This window comes from Bacillus sp. TH22 (assembly GCF_016651015.1).
GTDB classification, from domain to species: domain Bacteria; phylum Bacillota; class Bacilli; order Bacillales; family Bacillaceae_G; genus Bacillus_A; species Bacillus_A mycoides.
On record NZ_JAEKER010000001.1, the window covers coordinates 2,248,453 to 2,266,344 of the forward strand.

Below are 17,892 nucleotides of genomic sequence, written 5' to 3' on the forward strand. Positions count from 1 at the left end.
AGATAAGCCCTTCCTCTCTATACAAAATACTTCTTCAAAAGCGGCGGCGTAATAATCGTCGTCAATATAACAACAATGACAATCGCTGTGAAATTTTCTTTCGCTAATAAATTTGCCGTAAGTCCATTTGCTGCGATAATAAGCGCTACTTCCCCGCGCGACACCATCCCCGCACCAATACTAATAGAAGATTGTAAGTTAAATCCTGTTAGTCTTGCTCCTAAACCTGATCCAATTAACTTTGTGAAAATTGCGATGAGCGTCATAATGATAATGAACCAAAGCTGGCTTCCGATACCTTGAAATGTAATTTCCATTCCAATACTTACGAAGAACACTGGAACAAATATTGCATAAGCAATTGGTTCAATTTTATGTTCCACTTCATGCTTATACTCTGTTTGAGAAATGGCAATTCCAGCTGCGAATGCTCCAATAATACCTGCAATCCCCATCATTTCACTGTAATACGAAAAAGAGAAACAAATAATAAGAGCTGCACTAATTAATGCTTCTGTTACGCGAAGTGGTACGAGCATTTTCATAATCCATGGAACAACTTTCCAAGAGATGAAAACAATACTTACAAAAAAGATAATTTTCTTTGCAATGACTAGCGTTACATTTACATCTTGTGTACCTAAAAAACTCATCACAAATGCTAATAAAATAACGACAATTACATCATCAAATACAGCTGCACCTAAAATCGTCGTACTTTCTCTCGTATTCATTTTCCCTAAATCTCTTAGTGTTTGAACAGAAATACTAACCGAAGTGGCACAAAGTAATAACCCTAAAAAGATCGCATGCGACTGTAACATTCCAAACGCAAGTCCTGCTAAATACCCACCAAGGAATGGGAAAATAATTCCTCCCATCGCTACTGCGAATGCAGATTTTAAATTACGATTTAACTCTTCTAAATCAGTTTCGAGTCCTGCCATAAACATAAGTAGCAAAACACCAATTTCGCTAAGCTCATCAATAAGTTCTGAACTATTAATAATACCTAGCAAAGCCGGACCGATAATAATACCAACGATTAATTTACCGAGTACAGAAGGCTGGCCAAGTCTAACGCTAATATCACCAGCTAATTTCGTACAAAGTAAAATGACGACAAGTTCAAAATAAAATAACATAACATCTTCTCCTACTATAATAAAGTAAAACTTTAATCAGTGGATTATTCTTCATCTCTACTGATTGTTAACCTGCATCTATTTCTGCACATAGTTTCTCCTTACAACCGGCTTTTTATTTGTTAAAATTTCATTTGACAAAATATTCTGAATTATAATAAGATTAACCCAGAAATTTTAAAAAACTACATACCATAACTGTATTTTCATTCACTTACATACTCTTTTCCAATGGGCTCGTACTATATTCGCAGTTATGGAAATGAAAACTAAAGGAGGAGAGTCCAAAATGAAGTCATTATTACGTAAAAAAGCGCTTAGTACTGAATCACCAAGGCAGCTAGATAGAACATTAACGGCACTCGATTTAATGTTTTTAGGAATCGGCGCCGTAATTGGGACAGGCATCTTTGTATTAACAGGTATTGTCGCAGCAAAACATTCCGGTCCTGGTATTATGCTATCATTTCTTATTGCTGCATTCACTTGTGCTTGTGTAGCCTTTTGCTATGCCGAATTCGCTTCTTCTATTCCTGTCTCAGGAAGTGTGTATACTTACGCATACATGACAGTCGGAGAGATCGTCGCCTTCATTGTTGGTTGGTGTTTAATGCTCGAATATTTACTTGCCGTGGCAGCAGTAGCTGTTGGTTGGTCTGGTTATTTACAATCTTTACTACAAGGCTTTAACATACATCTTCCCGCCATAATCGCCTCGGCACCTGGCGTAGGAAAGGGTGGTCTCATCGATTTACCTGCTGTTTGTATTTTACTTCTCATTACTGGGCTTTTAAGTTTTGGTATTCGCGAAAGCGCACGCATTAATAATATTATGGTCCTTATCAAATTAGCAGTTATTATCGCCTTTATCGTAGCAGGCGCAAAATATGTAAAGCCTGAAAATTGGACACCGTTCATTCCATTCGGGTACGACGGTATTATTACCGGAGCTGCGACTGTCTTCTTCGCCTTTTTAGGTTTTGATGCAATTGCAACTGCAGCAGAAGAAACGAAAAAACCGCAGCGTGATTTACCAATTGGCATTATCGGTTCCCTTCTTATTTGTACAGTTTTATACATGATCGTATCTTTCGTTTTAACAGGTATGGTTCCTTATACGCAATTAGATGTTTCTGATCCAGTTGCATTTGCACTACATTTCGTTGGCGAAGATACTATTGCGGGGCTACTTGCAGTAGGTGCGATGACAGGAATGACAACCGTTCTTTTAGTCGTTATGTATGGACAAGTTCGTGTTTCTTATGCAATGAGCCGAGACGGCTTACTCCCAAAAGCGTTATCACGCGTAAATAAAAAAGTAAAAATCCCTTTACTAAACACATGGATTACTGGGGTATTTGCAGCTTTATTAGCAGGACTTCTAGACCTACATTTACTAGCGAATTTAGTAAACATCGGTACGTTAACAGCCTTCACATTCGTTTGCTTTGCTGTACTTATTTTACGGAAAACGCATCCTGATTTAAAACGTGGCTTTCGTACACCACTCGTACCTGCACTACCGGTTGTCGCTATTATTTGTTGTTTATATTTAATGATTAATTTGTCCAAAACAACATGGATCAGCTTTGCAGTCTGGCTTATAGTCGGTTTATGCGTCTACTTCTTCTACTCTAGAAAACATAGTCATTTAGCTACTGAAAAAACAGGTGATGAGACGAAAAAAGCATAACAAAATAGCTCGCCGATGAAACGGCGAGCTATTTTCATTAACGATTGTAAAATGAAAAATATACCGATCAACTTTTGTATACTTCTTCTCCCTTACTTCGCCTCTTTCTTTTTCTTTCTCCACACGTTTACACTATCAAAGAAAAAGTTAATAAATAGCGTTCCTAATCCCGCTAATAAAAATGTCATTAAAAATAGAACCCATATACTTTTCTCTTTTAAGAAATAATATCCTACAAGGAGCACAACCGCGATCCATACATATTCAAGAATTCTTTTTATCTTTTTCTGTTCCAAATTATTCGCTCCTTTTTTCCATGCTATTTTTAGTATAACAAAAAAGAAGCCTATCATGATAAGCTTCTTTTCTTCTACCTTATTTGTTCATGCTTTTCTCAACAAGTGAAATCGCATGCTCTATCGTACGATTCATCTTTTCTACCTGTGCATCTTTTACTTTCACATCTTTTAATACAGCTTCTGCAACTGTAATTTTTCGACTCAATGATTTCACTGAACCCTCCGTTACGTTTGCAGATTGGGCTTTCTTCACTAAAGCTTTGGCTAATTCAATATTGATTTGTAATTTTTCTTTCGGTGTTTTCGGCTGTTCTTCTGCTACCTTTGATTGTAAAAATGTTTGGTTTGCTGTTTTTAATTCATTATACGTTTGAACAATTTGTTCTCCTGTACTTGCTATATTCTCAAACACTTTCTTTGCATTGTCATAACTTCTTTGTAATTCGTTAAAAGCTGCTTGGGAATACTGACCTGGTTTTTCACCAAATTCATAAGTACCTGCCAATACTTCTTTCACTTTTCCAATCTCTTCATATAACGTATTTACTTGCTCTAATTTTGTACGATTTGAAAACTCGTTATACGCTGCTACTACTTCTGAAGAACTTAATGCTTTACTATATAATTTTGCTAACGCAATTTGTCCATTTAACGGAATACCGCCATTTCCGTTGCTATCTGGATCTGCACCAAGTGCAAATGGCACGTTCGGATGATACACTTTCCCACTAGCTGGCTGACTATTTACTTTTTTACCATCTACATAAATTGCTACTTCACTTCCATTATACGTTCCTGTTAAATGATACGTTTTGTTTGCTTCTAATTGAACTCCAACACGTTTATAGCTTCCGCCAATATGAGCCCATAATTCTACATAACCACTTCCTGTAGACTCAAAACCAATTCCACCACTCTCTGTATTTTGCAAAATACCTTGTCCGCGAATTTCATTCATTGAAAATACAGTTTCTAACGTAAATGAATTTGCTACTTTTTCTTTTTGTGCTGCTGAAAATGGAAGATAACCAAATGTATTTGCTTTTCCATTTAATTTCATTACATTTGTTTTCAACGCTTTATCATATTCAACAGATACATTCCCTTTCACATCACCTTTTGTTCCAAACGGTGAGTTATCCTTAAATGTACCATCTAAGAAATTCACATCAAAAACGTCTGCCTTTGGCACTTTTACGTTCGGATCAATATTATCTTTTTTCGTAGTAATTTCTGTTGTTAACGGCTGCGCGCTTTCGTTGCCAAACGAATCAATCGCAACTACTTCAAGTGTATATGATTTCCCGCCATCTAATCCTGCAAGTGTAAATGTAAGTTCTTTTGGAACTGGATCACGATAAAACTCTGAGAATGCTAATAACTTATTTTTAATCTCACCTGTTTGCTTATCCTTCGCTTGTACACGATAAGAATGAACAAGAAGGTTATCCACCGCTTGCGGGAATGTTACTGTTGCTGCATTTTCCGTTACATTTGATACTGACAATTTCGCATCTTTTACAAAAGATGGCTTTTCTTTATCACGATCTTCTACATGCGTAAATGTTTCTTTCTTTGATGGCAACTGAATTTTCCATGGCTCGCCTGTCCAAGAATTCGTATGGAAATCACGGCGATTAATTGTTACTTCCTTATCATCTACCTCTACTAATAAGCCTTGGCTTAATGCACGAGATTCTGAAGGGATATTCCCTTGCACTTTACCACCTTCAACTTCCATATAACTTACAGAAGATGTACCAACAGATGTAAAGTCTTTTTGATGAATCGATCTTGGATCATCTAATGGATAATGCGAATGACCTGAGAACGTAATTACTTGTGGATATTCTGTTAATACCGCATTAATTTTTGCACTATCTTGCGTTCCCCATTCTTGGCTACCGTACACTGTATCTTTAATATGTTGATGTAAAAACACAAAAATCGGTTTTTCCGGATCATCTTTTTGTGCCTTTGCCATTTCTTCTTTTAACCAATTAATTTGCTTGTCCGAATAATACCCATGTGTCGCTCCATTCTCTGGAGACATAACAAGGAAATGATAGCCTTTTACCACTTTATGATAATAAATTGATTCCATTCCTGTCTTTTCTAAAAAACGCTTCTGCGCTCCCTCTACAGATAAACCGTTCCAATAATCATGATTACCTAGAGAATTCATTCGTACCGCATCTTTATTTGCATTGTCATTATACACTTGCATGAAACGATCATATTGCTGCAGTGACCCAGAATCAGTAAAATCACCTACAATAACAAAAGCATCTTGCTTTGGTGCGATTGAATTCAATTGCTCAATCGCTCGTTTCCAGCGGAACATATCATCCGTTTTATTATCTTTAATATGCACATCACTTACAACTGGGAAAACAATTTTCTTCTCACTTGGTGCCTTTTCTTGCTTTTTCTCTTCCGCTTTGACTGATGTACTCCACGGAAATGATACAAATGCTAATACAAAAACCATTAATACTCCAATAAGGCCTTTTACTTTTCGTAAAACAGTTCTGTCCACGTAAATCCTCCTCATAATAATTGATTAATTACAAGGGTTATTGTAACGAAAACATATTAACTCCGTTTAAATGACAAATTAATTTTATTAGTTTTTTGTAAATATACAGTGAATTGTTCATTAACTTCAACACTACTTGTACTATTGTAAACAACCACATTTTGTCTAAAAGAGTCTGATTATTCTTTTCCCACGCCTATTCACATATAATCTTTTCTATAAAACAAATGACAAGTTAAGTTCTAAGCCTATTAGACAATCTTAATTTTAAAAATTTTCTTCTTTTCTTAACACATCGGCCATGCTTCTACATTTAATAGTAGTAAAAGACAGCTTAAAAAGGAGGGGTTGTATTGAAGAACAAAAAAAATATTGGCTGTTTTGCTCCTTTATCTATCATTTGCCCGACCCCTTGTCCATCCCCCCCTCCTCCAAATCCAAGTTGCGAACGAGTAACAAATGAATTTGCAGGAAACTTCCTCATAACTAATAACACTATTCCCTCTACCAAAGATGCGTCACCATCAATGATACTGTGGCAAAGTGATGGGATACTACTTATATCAGGTACTGTCTCGGTTTACAATAGTACTAGCAGCACTGAAGCAATTACAATTCAAATCGTTGGAGCAGTAACCAATATTTTCACTGTGTTTCCTGGCAATACAATATCTTACACAGGTAAAGATTTAAAATCCGTTAGTATTATTAATATACAAAATAATCCTTCACTATATTTAGAAGGCAAGTACTGTTGCCAATTTACATGTTGCTTATAGAATACCAATTTTATTACTTCCTCAATTTAAAAAAAGCATACCATTTACGGTATGCTTTTTTTATGAAATTGGATAACGTACTGTAATACAAAACTCGCCTTGATTAACAGTTGTTCCTGTCGTAGTAATTCGGACAGTAGTAAAATATCGTACAGTGAAAGTACCACTACTTTGTGGTTGTACAGTAATTGTATCAACTACTGTAGCACCGACTAAAAAATCAACTGTAATGGGATTCGCGCCTACATCATATTTCACATAACCTGAACCATATACTTCTTGTGTAATATTATTCGTATATACAATTTGAGTACCAGCACCTGTAATAGACCAGTCTGTACATACTTGATCTTGCACAAGTGTTTTATTAGAACAACAAGACAAACCGGAACTTCTCATTCCCATTTCGATCCTCTCCAATTCTACTATGAAAGTGGATAACGTGTTGTAATACAAAATTCTCCCTGATACGTTCCACCAGGTGTTGCAGGTAACACAACTTGTATACTAGCAAAGCGGCGATACGTAAAAGCGATACTCGTTCCTGGGTTTAATGTTTGTGTATCAATTGTAGCCCCAGCAGAATCAAGCGCTTCTACAGTAATTGGACCTGGACCAACATCATATTTAACAAAACCAGTACCAACTACATTTTGGTTAATATTATTTGTATAAAGAACATTATCAATTGCTGTTGCAACTACAGTAGCAGACCACGGACTACACACTTTATCTTGCACATAATTTTTATCTGGACAGCAAGTTAATGCTGACCCTGAGCACTCACAAGACATAGTTGTTTCCCCTCTCTCTTTTATATTCCCTATATGTGTATGTCCCTCAGAGTCTTTTGCCTGTACTATTCATCTATTTTCAAAAAATATGCAAATTCCATTACCAATGACTAGATAGATTCCGATTTGTTTCGTTTTTTCATAAATTTATAGATTAAAATACCACCTACAATAATAAGAACGACGGCTAATATCGGTAGCATATATTGTCCAACAACACCCGCTGCTTTTTCCCAATGCGGACCTAATTTCATTCCAAAATAAATATACAAAGTCGTTAATGGGAACATTGCTACAAATGTATATATGCTAAATTTCCATATGTTCATTTTCGCCATACCACATGGAACGGAAATAAGCGTTCGAACTCCCGGGATGAAGCGTCCTAAAAATGCTACAACCGGTCCATATTTTCCAAAGAAATCATCTGCTTTTTGAATTTGTTCTTCTTTAATGAAGAAGTATTTCCCGTATTTTATTAATAGAGGACGACCACCGTAATACCCGAGCGCATATAACGTTAAAGGTCCTGTCGTTCCGCCAAGCGTTCCAGCTAATACAGCTAGCCAAAAATTCATATCTCCCTCATATACCCAATACCCAACCATGGGCAAAACTACTTCTGCTGGAATAAATTCAAACGTTAATGCTAACACAACTCCAAAATAAGAAAACTGCTTTAAAAACTCGATTATATCTAAAATAATTTGCTCCATATTTTCAACTCCTATCCTACGTTTACGTTATGCTTTTCTTGTAATTGAACTGGCGCCATCTTTACAATTCGATTCAAAATAAATAACACAATTCCAATATCATCTAAAATACCAATGAACGGTAGGAAGTCTGGAATTAAATCGAGCGGCATCGCTACATAACCAACTAAAAAAGCAATAGATAAAATTTTCTTCTTTATTGAAACCTCTTTTGAAGTAAAAAAGTCAAATAGGAATGGAACAAAACGGCGGACATGAAATACAACTCTTAATCTACTAAAAAGTTTTTTCATTTTCTAGCTCCTCTCTTTGTATACAAAAAGGACCCTACCAAATATGGTAAGGGTCCTAAAAAAGACAAGAAGGGGCCTTTACCATTGCTGGTAAAGGTCTCACTAACAACGAAACGTTGCCAATAAAGCCGAGGGTTTCTCCCTGTAATGACGACTTTACTGTAATAAGTTACTCCCCTTTATATACATAGTTTTATACAATCACATTAAAATATTTAACTAAGCTTGTCAATATTTTTTTCATTCACCATTCAGATTATTACATTGTAAAAGACTCTCTTCCATGTTCTCTATTGAAATAAATTGGAGTGTATAACCATCTGGATCATGAAATATTATTCTAACTTCTTCACCGTGGCGCTTTTCTACAAATGATATTTGATAAAACGCTAACTTTTTCTTTAAACGCTCGATATTTGTAGCTTTTAACAATAGTCCCTTCACTGATGATATAACAGTCTCTCTATGCTCTCCCAGTCCCCTGTTTACAACAAAACAAATTCTCGTTGAACCGATATCATACCACACACCTGTTACACGTATTTGTGGCCTCTCCTTGCTCGGTTTAAACCCTAGAATTCCTTCATAAAAATATAATGTTTCCTTTAAGTTTTTGGATTCTAAGACAATACATGTTGTAACACTTTCCATCCACACTCCCCCTGCCCCTTTTAGTTTTCTATATGAGTCATAATTTGCAATTATGTACGAATACAATACATAGTGATGAATATTTCATTTATAAAGGAGGCGTGTAACATGGATAAATTCATGAAATCTTACATACCTTATCACGGTCCAAATGATCCTTGTCCCCCAATTGAAAAAAAATATTACTCAACTCCCCCGCACTTATATATGGGTTTTCAACCAACTAATTTACCCCAATTCACACCAAAAGAAGCTTTAAGAAAAGGGACTTTATGGCCTGCTTTTTATGATTATTATGAAAATCCTTACAAAAAAGGACGGTGAATAAAAACGTGACACAAACATTACCTGATGAATATTACAAATGGATTGAAGAACTGCAAGAATTAGACTTTGTATTAGTTGAACTTACTCTCTATTTAGATACGCATCCCGACGATACTACAGCTATAAATCAATTCAACGATTTTTCTTATAAACGAAGAGTATTAAAACAAAAAATTGAAGAAAAATACGGGCCACTTCAGCAGTTCGGAAATAGTTATTCTAACGCTCCATGGCAATGGAGCCAAGGACCGTGGCCATGGCAAATATAAAATGAAACTTTAATCAAGTGGAGTTTACGGGCAGCAAATAGCGGGATAAAGGAGAGAAACTATGTGGATTTATGAAAAAAAATTACAATATCCAGTTAAAGTGAGTACTTGTAATCCAGCACTCGCCAAATTATTAGTTGAACAGTACGGTGGTGCGGACGGCGAACTGGCTGCTGCTCTTCGCTACTTAAATCAACGTTATACAATTCCTGATAAAGTCGTTGGCTTACTAACCGATATTGGTACAGAAGAGTTCGCACATTTAGAAATGATTGCTACAATGATTTATAAATTAACAAAAGATGCAACACCTGAACAAATGAAAGCTGCCGGATTAGACGCGCATTATGCGAATCATGATAGCGCCTTGTTTTACCATAATGCAGGTGGTGTTCCTTTTACTGCCACTTACATTCAAGCGAAAGGAGATCCTATCGCAGATTTATACGAGGATATTGCAGCTGAAGAAAAAGCACGAGCGACTTATCAATGGCTAATTGATTTATCAGACGATCCCGATATAAATGATAGCTTACGCTTTTTACGCGAACGAGAAATTGTCCATTCTCAACGTTTCCGAGAGGCTGTAGAAATTTTAAAAGAAGAACGTGATAAAAAGATTTTCTTTTAACACACATATCGTAACGATATGTGTTTTTTTATATTTAAAGTTAAATCCTTCCTAATTAACATATAAATAGTATATTTATTCAATTTTACGCATTATTTTAAAATATTTTTAAAATTCCCTCTTGCTTTCTAGTCATCAGACCTTTAAAATAATAACAGTTAATCGACAAATTATTTGAATTTTCGACAAAAAAACGCTCATTAGGAGGCTTTTCTTTATATGCGTACAACTTTAAAACCAGCGCAAATACTTTCGATTAGTTTATTACTATTCGCAGTTTTCTTCGGTGCTGGTAATATGATTTTCCCGCCTCTTCTCGGTCTTTCTTCCGGAGAAAATATGTGGGTTTCCATTACAGGATTTATTATTACAGATGTCGGTTTATCTTTACTAGCTATCGTCGCTGTTGCCCTTGCTGGTGGTAGTTTTAATACTTTAGCGAGCCGTGTTCACCCAAAATTCGCAGCAGTATTCGCTATCATTATTTATCTTTCAATCGGCCCACTATTTGTTATTCCACGAACTGGAACTGTGTCTTACGAAATTGGAATCGCACCACTCTTCCCGGACCAATGGTATTCTATGTTAGTCTTTAGTGCTATTTTCTTTACAGTCGTCTACTTTTTATCATTAAATCCATCCAAATTAGTAGACCATATCGGAAAAATATTAACGCCAATTTTACTTGGAATTATTGCAATTATGGCAACAAAAGCAATTCTTTCACCAGGATCATTCGCAGAACCTATCGGTGACTATAAAGAAATTCCATTTTTCAAAGGATTTCTCGAAGGCTTTTTAACATTAGATGCAATCGGAGCTCTCGTATTATCAACAATTGTTGTAAATGCAATTCGTCAAAACGGTATACAAGATAAGAAATCCATTGCAAAATATACAATTATTTGCGGAAGCATTGCTGCCCTTTTCTTAACAATTGTTTATTTCTTACTCGGTTATATTGGCGCTTCAAACGGAAACTTAGGACAATTCGAAAATGGCGGTCAGCTATTAGCAACTGTTATGTATCAATTCTTTGGGACAAGCGGTAATGTTTTATTAAGTATCGCAATTATCTTTGCTTGTTTAACGACTGCAATCGGTGTTGTAAGTGCATTCGCCAACTATTTCACAACAGTACTAACAAATGTTTCATATAAGAAGCTTGTACTATACGTTTGTATCTTTAGCTTCGTTATTTCAAACTTAGGATTAAGTTTATTAATCAAAATTACATTACCCGTATTAATTATTTTATATCCAATTACAATCATTTTAATTTTCGTATCATTTATCGATAAATATACGAAACGTAAACCTTCTGTCTATATCGGAGCAATGATTGCAGCATTCATTATTAGCTGTATTCATGCACTTGATAATGTGGGAATGATACCAAGTTTTATCGCTAATATCGTACACACAATTCCTTTTTATGAACTAGGTATTGGCTGGATTGTTCCAGCAATAATTGGTGGTATAGTCGGATACTTTATTCCGCAAACAGAAGCTGAAGGTGAAGTTTCTACAAAATAAAGAGAAGAAGCAAGCATTGATTATGCTTGCTTCTTCTTTATTTTCAAATCGTATGCTTAAACGTAAACAGCTCTTCTTTTGACTGCACAGCAGGTTGTTCCTTTTCTACATCTGTCTTCTTTCTCACTCCGCCTAACCTTACTTTCATCATCGCCTCTTCTATACTTTTTACAATCATATTTCCTGAAAAGATAGTAAGTCCAAAAAATGTAATTGGAACGAGAGGAATCCACGGATTAACTGTTAATGATCTAAAATAAACTCCAATTAAACCTGACCATTCATGCGTATAAGATTCCACTTCTTCCACCGGCCCCATAAAGTTAACTGTTCCACCAAAGAATACTTCCAGTAACCCTAAGTGCAGTAAAATAGTAAGGATGCGGCCCTAACATATCGAGTAATGAAGCAGTTTCTGGCTTATGAGCTAAAAACATATAATTGCCACCCGTTTTATAATTAACAAATGAAACGATTGGAATTACTATGTTTAAAAATATCATCGTACGCTTAATCGATTGCAAGGTAGGTCTATATCCTTCTACCCACGTCATAAAGAGCGGTGCCCAAATGAGTAATACATGTGCAATGAAGAATTCTATAAAGCGAAAATGCGGAAAAGCGTATTGCACGTTCGGCGTTAAAATGGCTTGCGATGCACCGATTATTCCTGTAAAAAACACAATCTCATATATTCGATAGCTTTTCGTTACAATCATAATCGATGCTAACAATAAACTAATCGTACATAACTCAAATGGTAATGAAGTGCCTAGCTCAAAAATACCGGCTTTCCATTCCCACATATGAAGTCCAATCTCACTTCCTATAAATAGAAATGCAATCGCATATCGAACCGTTATATTCCACTCACTTTGACGCAATAAATCTTGGTATTGATACAGAAAAAATATCCCCACCAACATAATAAATAATATAATGACATGTTGCCTCGAGTACGGAATAAATGGTTTTAATGGATGCGCACTAAAATAAGCTTCCATCTTCCTTCATACAATATTATTGTTAGAAAGAAACAACGAGTCAATTCATTTGCTTAAACTAGGACAACCTCCACCTTACATTTACATATTTATACCTTACAAAACTGTAAGGTTATTGTAAGCTAAAACGATTTGTCATATTCTTCACCTCTTCTATACTTAATGTAGATACTAAAACGAACGAAAAGGTGATAAATAGATGAAGATGAAGAAGAAAAATAAAGTGTTAATTACTAGTGTAGTAGCAATCGGAATTGCAGCTGGATCATATTTTGCTTTTGCTGGCGGAAGTTCAGAAGTAGCAATGGCATATAGCGGTTATAAAATTACGGAAAAACAAATTGAAAATGCACAAAAATTTGGCGGCGAAGTTATTCCAAATGGTATTGAATCAATTTCATTCGATCCAACAAAAGGTACGTATGAATTAGCTGTTAAAAAAGGTGATGAAGTGAAAAAAGGTCAGCTTCTATTTAAATATAATGACCCTACTGCTAAACAAGGTGTAACAGAAGCAGAAATGCAAAAGAAAATCGCACAAAAAGAAGTAACATTGTTCCAAAAACAAATTGATGCAGCGAAACAAAAATTACAAAAAGATAAAAATGCAGGCCTTCCCGCTGAAGCATTAAAAGCATCAGAAATTGAAGTTGGGCAATTAGAATCACAACTTGAAATGAAGAAGTTTGAAGTAGAAAAAGCTGATGAAATGATTAAAGTAGCAAAAGAGAAAGTAAACACACTTTCTGTAACGAGTCCAGCCGACGGTGTAATTGATGATATCGTAAAAACTGCTGATGAAAAAACAGGTATGAGTGGCATTACACTTCGTCACGCTGGTCCATTTAAAGTAAAAGGTCAACTTTCTGAATATGAACTTGCTAGTATGAAAGTTGGGCAAGAAGTAACTGTTTCATCAAAAACTGTCGCTGGTAAGACTTGGACAGGAAAAGTAACAGAAATCGGTTCTACACCATTAAAGAGCATGGACGAAAATAAAACTGTTTCTAATTATCAATTCACTGTCACATTAGATAATAGTGAAGAATTACAAAACGGCTTCCATGTTTACGTAACAAGTAAATCTGGCGAAGCAACTGGTACGATTGTTCCGAAAAGCAGCATTGTGAAAAAAGGTGACAAAAATGTTGTCTTCGTTGTAAAAGACGGTAAAGCGAAAGAACAAGCAGTTACTGTTGAATTTGAGACAGATAGCGAAGCAAAAGTTTCTGGAGTGAAAAAAGGAGAGGAAATTATCTCTAAACCTGAAAAAGACTTAAAAGACGGTATGGAGGTTGTCACTCAATGATTAACTTAAAAGGCATCACGAAATCTTTCCAAAATGGTGCAGAGTCCGTTCAAATATTACACGGAATTGATGTAACACTAAACCAAGGAGAATTCACTTCTATTATGGGACCATCTGGTTCTGGTAAATCAACATTAATGAACATTATCGGTTGCTTAGATAAACCAACGACAGGTGCGTACGAACTAGCTGGTCAAAACATTTCAAACATGTCTGAAACAGAACTTGCACATGTTCGTAATAAAGAGATCGGATTCATATTCCAAAACTTTATGTTATTACCGAGACTTACAGCACTTCAAAATGTAGAACTACCTCTTATTTACGCTGGAGTCGATAAAAAAGAAAGACGTGAGCGCTCATTAGCAGCTTTAACAAAAGTCAGTTTAGCTGATCGTGCTACTCACTTACCAAATGAATTGTCAGGTGGACAAAAGCAGCGTGTCGCAGTCGCACGTGCAATCGTAAATAACCCGAAATTTCTCTTAGCAGATGAACCGACGGGTGCACTTGATACGAAAACAAGTACACAAATTATGGATCTCTTTTACGAATTAAACAAACAAGGCTCAACAATCATTATGATTACCCACGATCGTGAAATTGGGGAAGCGGCAGCACGTCAAATTGTAATTCGTGACGGAAATATCGTCCAAGATTGGAGAGGTTAATTTTGAACACGAGTGAAAATATACGCATGGCCCTTTCCTCTATCTTTGCTCATAAAATGCGTTCTATATTAACAATGCTAGGTATTATTATCGGTATTAGCGCCATTATTACTATCATTTCAATGGGTGATGGTACAAATGCAAAGTTTAAAAAAGAGTTAGGCCAAGGAAAAGATACTGAAGTAACGATTTACTACAACAACCCTGATTATGGAACTGATAGTGCCAAAATCACACCGGATATGCTAAAACGTCTTCAAACTGTTCCTGGCGCTAAAGATGTTTATCCAGATGTAAGTATGAAAGTAAAAGCATCTTCTGGTTCAAAAGATGTCTCTCTTGATTTAAAAGGTGGAACAGGTGCCTTCATGACAGATGCGAAAATAAAATTAGTTCACGGTCGTGAATTAAATGATAGTGAATTAAAGCAAGCAATTCCTGCTGTTATTTTAAATGAAGAAGCTTTCAACAAATTGTTTAATGGTTGGGAATCAAATTTATATACTGACATAAAAGGAAAGCCATATAAAGTAGTCGGTGTGTATGAAGCAAAAAATGATTTCGGAATGGCTATGTCAGAAGGTTATACATCACTTGAAAACGCTCCTGTAATCTCAGGAGTAACTGAGTATGACTCTGTAAGATTAATATTAACTTCGCCAGCAGAACGTAAAAGTGTAGAAAAACAAGCTGCTTCTGTTTTAAACGACATGAAAGCTCCTAAATTTGAGCATAAATTTGAAGCTCAAGATATGGGTGAGTTTACGAAGCAATTAGACGAATCAATCGGTATGATGAAAATGGTATTCGGTGGTATCGCCGCTATCTCCTTACTTGTTGGTGGTATCGGTGTAATGAACATCATGCTTGTATCTGTAACAGAACGTACACGTGAGATCGGTATTCGTAAAGCACTTGGTGCAACGCGCGGTAAAGTATTAACACAATTCTTAATTGAATCTTGTATTTTAACAGGACTCGGTGGTTTCATCGGATTCATGCTTGGTATTTTCTTCGCTTGGATCGTCTCAATCTTTGCCGGATGGCCACTCGTTATCTCAAAAGAACTTGGACTTCTTTCAGTAGGTATCTCAATGCTAATCGGTATTGCATTCGGTTTACTACCAGCAAACAAAGCTGCTAAACTTGATCCAATTGAATGTTTACGATATGAGTAAATAAAAAAACGTAGGAGTTTACACTCCTACGTTTTTTATTTTGTTGAAGGCAAATGTAATTTCATCGACGTTTTGACAAAAATAAGAACCTCTAACTTCTATTATATAAAGTGAAACTATAATCAGTGGGGGTTTTACTGCCCACAAATAGCGGGATAATTCTACTGCAATTCGCGAACCACTTCATAACGATATCATCCCTTTAAATCATGTTTCTTCTATTATATATGTTTCATGTTGCGATTATCTTTTTATCATTTAAACTTTCATTTCTCACGAAAGCTATCAAGCAATCCTATTATTGCAAAAATAATATGTAAAAGAACAAATTCAAGGCGTAATTTTTTCCATACTACAACTTATTTTGTAACAATTATATCTCTATTTCATTAAAATCACCCCTATATATACGACTTCACACACAAGAATATTATATTTTCATAACTACATTACGATTCAAATAGTTAAATACCCCTTTTTTGTAACGTTACAGAAATATTCAAGTAACATCACCGATACATTATTAATCTATTAGTAATTAAAAAAGTGTTGATTTTATGAATCGTATGTACTAATCCCCTAAAAAACGCAAAGAAAACGCTATCAGGATATTAATGGAATTATTACAGAATATTAATGCCTCGTTACGAATGCTTTGTAGTTTTGTGTTTTCCGCAAATAAGAAAATAATGGTTGCTATAATGAGGTCAACGAAAACAAATGCAATGGAGGCTATTATGAAAAAATTTATGGGTATAGCAACAGCAGCGGTTTTTGGTCTTGGGATTTTCACAACATCTGCTAAAGCAGAAACAATCGTAACGACTGATGTACTAAATGTACGAGAAAACCCAACTACTGAATCACAAGTTGTCGGAAAGTTATTAGATGGATATAAAGTTAACGTTTTACATACAGAAAACGGATGGTCAAAAGTTAAATTAAATAGTGGTAAAGAGGCTTTCATAAGCGCTGACTACACAAAAGATACTTACTACGTAACAGCAAGCGTATTAAACGTACGTGCTGGAGCAAATACAGATTCAGCGATTCTTGGTAAATTGAAAAAAGATGATGTAATCGAAACAACACACCAAGTACAAAATGATTGGATCCAATTTGAATATAACGGCCAAACAGCTTATGTACACATTCCTTACTTAACAGGAAAAGCACCAGTTAAAGTTCAGCCAGTAGTTAAAGCTGAAAAAGTAACTAACGTTCAAGATACAGCTAAAGTTCGTGAAGCAGTTAAAGCCGGGGAAGTAGCTGAAACTCAAGCAAAAGCTAAGGCTCAAGAAGCAACTAAAGCTCGTGAAGCAACTAAAGCTCGTGAAGCAGCTGAAGCTCAAGCTGAAGCTCAAGCAGAAGCTAAGGCTCAAGAAGCGGCTAAAGCTCGTGAAGCAGCTAAAGCTCAAGAAGCAACTAAAGCTCGTGAAGCAGCTGAAGCTCAAGCAGAAGCTAAGGCTCAAGAAGCAGCTAAAGCTCGTGAAGCAGCTAAAGCTCAAGAAGCAGCTGAAGCTCAAGCAGCGGCTAAAGCTCGTGAAGCAGCTAAGGCTCAAGCAGAAGTTAAAGCTCAGGCAGATGCTGAAGCTCGTGAAGCAGCTAAGGCTCAAGAGGCAGCAGCTGAAGCTCGTAAAGCGGCTAAGGCTCAAGAGGCAGCTGATCGTGAAGCGGCTAATAAGGCTCAAAAACCAGCTACACAACAACCTGTTGCAAAAGAAACTGAGAAAAACACACAATCTTCTTCTCGTGAGTTCCAAGTTGTAGCAACAGCTTACACAGCAGATCCACTTGAAAATGGTTATAAAGCAGGCGACCAAGTAAAATCAGCTTTAGGCCATAACCTAACAGCTAATCCAAACATGAAACTTATTGCAGTTGATCCAAGTGTCATTCCATTAGGTTCAAAAGTATGGGTTGAAGGTTACGGAGTAGCAATCGCTGGTGATACTGGTGGAGCTATTAAAGGAAATAAAATTGACGTTTTAATGCCAGATAAAGGTACATCAAGTAACTGGGGACGTAAAACAGTTACAGTGAAAGTTTTAAACTAAT

Annotated in this window: 18 protein-coding genes and 2 pseudogenes; 10 read left to right on the forward strand and 10 right to left on the reverse strand. The window is 35.9% G+C overall.

Annotated elements, in window-relative coordinates; translation table 11 throughout:
* Window positions 1-17 precede the first annotated feature (17 nt).
* The gene (locus tag JFU18_RS11395) at window positions 18-1,145 is read right to left on the reverse strand and encodes a cation:proton antiporter (protein WP_078422166.1); all 1,128 of its coding nucleotides are present in this window, start codon (window positions 1,143-1,145) and stop codon (window positions 18-20) included.
* Window positions 1,146-1,434: 289 nt separating this feature from the next.
* Between JFU18_RS11395 and bcaP the strand changes: the two genes are divergently transcribed.
* Complete coding sequence (gene bcaP / locus JFU18_RS11400; RefSeq protein ID WP_085309358.1) at window positions 1,435-2,838, forward strand: branched-chain amino acid transporter BcaP; 1,404 nt, start codon at window positions 1,435-1,437, stop codon at window positions 2,836-2,838.
* 92 nt (window positions 2,839-2,930) lie between these two features.
* On the opposite strand, the gene JFU18_RS11405 is transcribed toward bcaP, so the two are convergent.
* Both JFU18_RS11405 and JFU18_RS11410 read right to left on the reverse strand, forming a co-directional pair.
* Complete coding sequence (locus JFU18_RS11405; RefSeq protein WP_085312937.1) at window positions 2,931-3,134, reverse strand: hypothetical protein; 204 nt, start codon at window positions 3,132-3,134, stop codon at window positions 2,931-2,933.
* 79 nt (window positions 3,135-3,213) lie between these two features.
* Window positions 3,214-5,676, reverse strand: a complete 2,463-nt coding sequence (locus JFU18_RS11410) for a LamG-like jellyroll fold domain-containing protein (protein ID WP_201032524.1) — start codon at window positions 5,674-5,676, stop codon at window positions 3,214-3,216.
* Between the two features lie 353 nt (window positions 5,677-6,029).
* On the opposite strand from JFU18_RS11410, the gene JFU18_RS11415 reads away from it, so the two are divergent.
* Window positions 6,030-6,455, forward strand: coding sequence for an S-Ena type endospore appendage (locus JFU18_RS11415; protein WP_201050313.1), 426 nt, complete (start codon window positions 6,030-6,032; stop codon window positions 6,453-6,455).
* A gap of 60 nt (window positions 6,456-6,515) precedes the next feature.
* Here the strand turns inward: JFU18_RS11415 and JFU18_RS11420 are convergent, their stop codons facing one another.
* From JFU18_RS11420 to JFU18_RS11440, 5 genes are all read right to left on the reverse strand, one after another.
* Window positions 6,516-6,860: a DUF3992 domain-containing protein gene (locus tag JFU18_RS11420; protein ID WP_000525803.1), complete on the reverse strand. Its 345-nt coding sequence runs from the start codon at window positions 6,858-6,860 to the stop codon at window positions 6,516-6,518.
* A gap of 20 nt (window positions 6,861-6,880) precedes the next feature.
* Window positions 6,881-7,249 (reverse strand): DUF3992 domain-containing protein, encoded by a 369-nt coding sequence (locus tag JFU18_RS11425; RefSeq protein ID WP_002087413.1) that lies wholly within the window; start codon window positions 7,247-7,249, stop codon window positions 6,881-6,883.
* A 110-nt stretch (window positions 7,250-7,359) separates the two neighbouring features.
* Window positions 7,360-7,965 carry a DedA family protein gene (locus tag JFU18_RS11430; protein WP_201032523.1) on the reverse strand — a complete coding sequence of 202 codons (606 nt, stop codon included), beginning with the start codon at window positions 7,963-7,965 and terminating at the stop codon, window positions 7,360-7,362.
* An 11-nt stretch (window positions 7,966-7,976) separates the two neighbouring features.
* Window positions 7,977-8,258: a YkvA family protein gene (locus JFU18_RS11435; RefSeq protein ID WP_002125440.1), complete on the reverse strand. Its 282-nt coding sequence runs from the start codon at window positions 8,256-8,258 to the stop codon at window positions 7,977-7,979.
* Between the two features lie 240 nt (window positions 8,259-8,498).
* Window positions 8,499-8,909 (reverse strand): VOC family protein, encoded by a 411-nt coding sequence (locus JFU18_RS11440; protein ID WP_201034739.1) that lies wholly within the window; start codon window positions 8,907-8,909, stop codon window positions 8,499-8,501.
* 108 nt (window positions 8,910-9,017) lie between these two features.
* Here JFU18_RS11440 and JFU18_RS11445 point away from each other — a divergent pair, with 108 nt between their 5' ends.
* The 4 genes from JFU18_RS11445 (at window position 9,018) to brnQ2 (ending at window position 11,672) form a co-directional block, all read left to right on the forward strand.
* Window positions 9,018-9,233 (forward strand): spore coat associated protein CotJA, encoded by a 216-nt coding sequence (locus JFU18_RS11445; protein ID WP_085309350.1) that lies wholly within the window; start codon window positions 9,018-9,020, stop codon window positions 9,231-9,233.
* A gap of 8 nt (window positions 9,234-9,241) precedes the next feature.
* Window positions 9,242-9,505: a spore coat protein CotJB gene (locus JFU18_RS11450; protein ID WP_085309348.1), complete on the forward strand. Its 264-nt coding sequence runs from the start codon at window positions 9,242-9,244 to the stop codon at window positions 9,503-9,505.
* A 61-nt stretch (window positions 9,506-9,566) separates the two neighbouring features.
* Window positions 9,567-10,136, forward strand: a complete 570-nt coding sequence (gene cotJC / locus JFU18_RS11455) for a spore coat protein CotJC (RefSeq protein ID WP_000265281.1) — start codon at window positions 9,567-9,569, stop codon at window positions 10,134-10,136.
* A gap of 219 nt (window positions 10,137-10,355) precedes the next feature.
* Entirely contained in the window at window positions 10,356-11,672 is a 1,317-nt protein-coding gene (gene brnQ2, locus JFU18_RS11460; RefSeq protein ID WP_201032521.1) for a branched-chain amino acid transport system II carrier protein BrnQ2, read from the forward strand.
* A gap of 43 nt (window positions 11,673-11,715) precedes the next feature.
* Here brnQ2 and JFU18_RS11465 read toward each other — a convergent pair.
* Both JFU18_RS11465 and JFU18_RS11470 read right to left on the reverse strand, forming a co-directional pair.
* Window positions 11,716-12,051 (reverse strand): annotated as a pseudogene (locus tag JFU18_RS11465) (peptide ABC transporter permease); the annotation flags it as partial.
* Window positions 12,026-12,676 (reverse strand): annotated as a pseudogene (locus JFU18_RS11470) (YwaF family protein); the annotation flags it as partial. The pseudogenes JFU18_RS11470 and JFU18_RS11465, both read right to left, overlap by 26 nt.
* A 205-nt stretch (window positions 12,677-12,881) precedes the next feature.
* Between JFU18_RS11470 and JFU18_RS11475 the strand changes: the two are divergent.
* The 4 genes from JFU18_RS11475 (at window position 12,882) to entC (ending at window position 17,891) form a co-directional block, all read left to right on the forward strand.
* Window positions 12,882-13,985 carry an efflux RND transporter periplasmic adaptor subunit gene (locus JFU18_RS11475; RefSeq protein WP_201034971.1) on the forward strand — a complete coding sequence of 368 codons (1,104 nt, stop codon included), beginning with the start codon at window positions 12,882-12,884 and terminating at the stop codon, window positions 13,983-13,985.
* A complete protein-coding gene (locus JFU18_RS11480) occupies window positions 13,982-14,656 on the forward strand; it encodes an ABC transporter ATP-binding protein (RefSeq protein ID WP_002087431.1) in 675 nt (224 codons plus the stop codon). The genes JFU18_RS11475 and JFU18_RS11480 overlap by 4 nt, the downstream gene beginning before the upstream one ends.
* A 26-nt stretch (window positions 14,657-14,682) precedes the next feature.
* Window positions 14,683-15,834, forward strand: coding sequence for an ABC transporter permease (locus JFU18_RS11485; protein WP_483862061.1), 1,152 nt, complete (start codon window positions 14,683-14,685; stop codon window positions 15,832-15,834).
* 614 nt (window positions 15,835-16,448) lie between these two features.
* Window positions 16,449-17,891 carry a cell wall-binding protein EntC gene (gene entC / locus JFU18_RS11490; protein WP_201034737.1) on the forward strand — a complete coding sequence of 481 codons (1,443 nt, stop codon included), beginning with the start codon at window positions 16,449-16,451 and terminating at the stop codon, window positions 17,889-17,891.
* Window position 17,892 lies beyond the last annotated feature (1 nt).

Excerpts from the sequence above, each read along its gene's own strand:
- JFU18_RS11395 (WP_078422166.1), bottom strand. The coding sequence starts at position 1,145 with ATGTTATTTTATTTTGAACTTGTCGTCATTTTACTTTGTACGAAATTA.
- bcaP (WP_085309358.1), top strand. The coding sequence starts at position 1,435 with ATGAAGTCATTATTACGTAAAAAAGCGCTTAGTACTGAATCACCAAGG.
- JFU18_RS11420 (WP_000525803.1), bottom strand. The coding sequence starts at position 6,860 with ATGGGAATGAGAAGTTCCGGTTTGTCTTGTTGTTCTAATAAAACACTT.
- JFU18_RS11425 (WP_002087413.1), bottom strand. The coding sequence starts at position 7,249 with ATGTCTTGTGAGTGCTCAGGGTCAGCATTAACTTGCTGTCCAGATAAA.
- JFU18_RS11430 (WP_201032523.1), bottom strand. The coding sequence starts at position 7,965 with ATGGAGCAAATTATTTTAGATATAATCGAGTTTTTAAAGCAGTTTTCT.
- JFU18_RS11435 (WP_002125440.1), bottom strand. The coding sequence starts at position 8,258 with ATGAAAAAACTTTTTAGTAGATTAAGAGTTGTATTTCATGTCCGCCGT.
- JFU18_RS11440 (WP_201034739.1), bottom strand. The coding sequence starts at position 8,909 with ATGGAAAGTGTTACAACATGTATTGTCTTAGAATCCAAAAACTTAAAG.
- JFU18_RS11445 (WP_085309350.1), top strand. The coding sequence starts at position 9,018 with ATGGATAAATTCATGAAATCTTACATACCTTATCACGGTCCAAATGAT.
- cotJC (WP_000265281.1), top strand. The coding sequence starts at position 9,567 with ATGTGGATTTATGAAAAAAAATTACAATATCCAGTTAAAGTGAGTACT.
- brnQ2 (WP_201032521.1), top strand. The coding sequence starts at position 10,356 with ATGCGTACAACTTTAAAACCAGCGCAAATACTTTCGATTAGTTTATTA.
- JFU18_RS11475 (WP_201034971.1), top strand. The coding sequence starts at position 12,882 with ATGAAGAAGAAAAATAAAGTGTTAATTACTAGTGTAGTAGCAATCGGA.
- JFU18_RS11480 (WP_002087431.1), top strand. The coding sequence starts at position 13,982 with ATGATTAACTTAAAAGGCATCACGAAATCTTTCCAAAATGGTGCAGAG.
- JFU18_RS11485 (WP_483862061.1), top strand. The coding sequence starts at position 14,683 with ATGGCCCTTTCCTCTATCTTTGCTCATAAAATGCGTTCTATATTAACA.
- entC (WP_201034737.1), top strand. The coding sequence starts at position 16,449 with ATGGAATTATTACAGAATATTAATGCCTCGTTACGAATGCTTTGTAGT.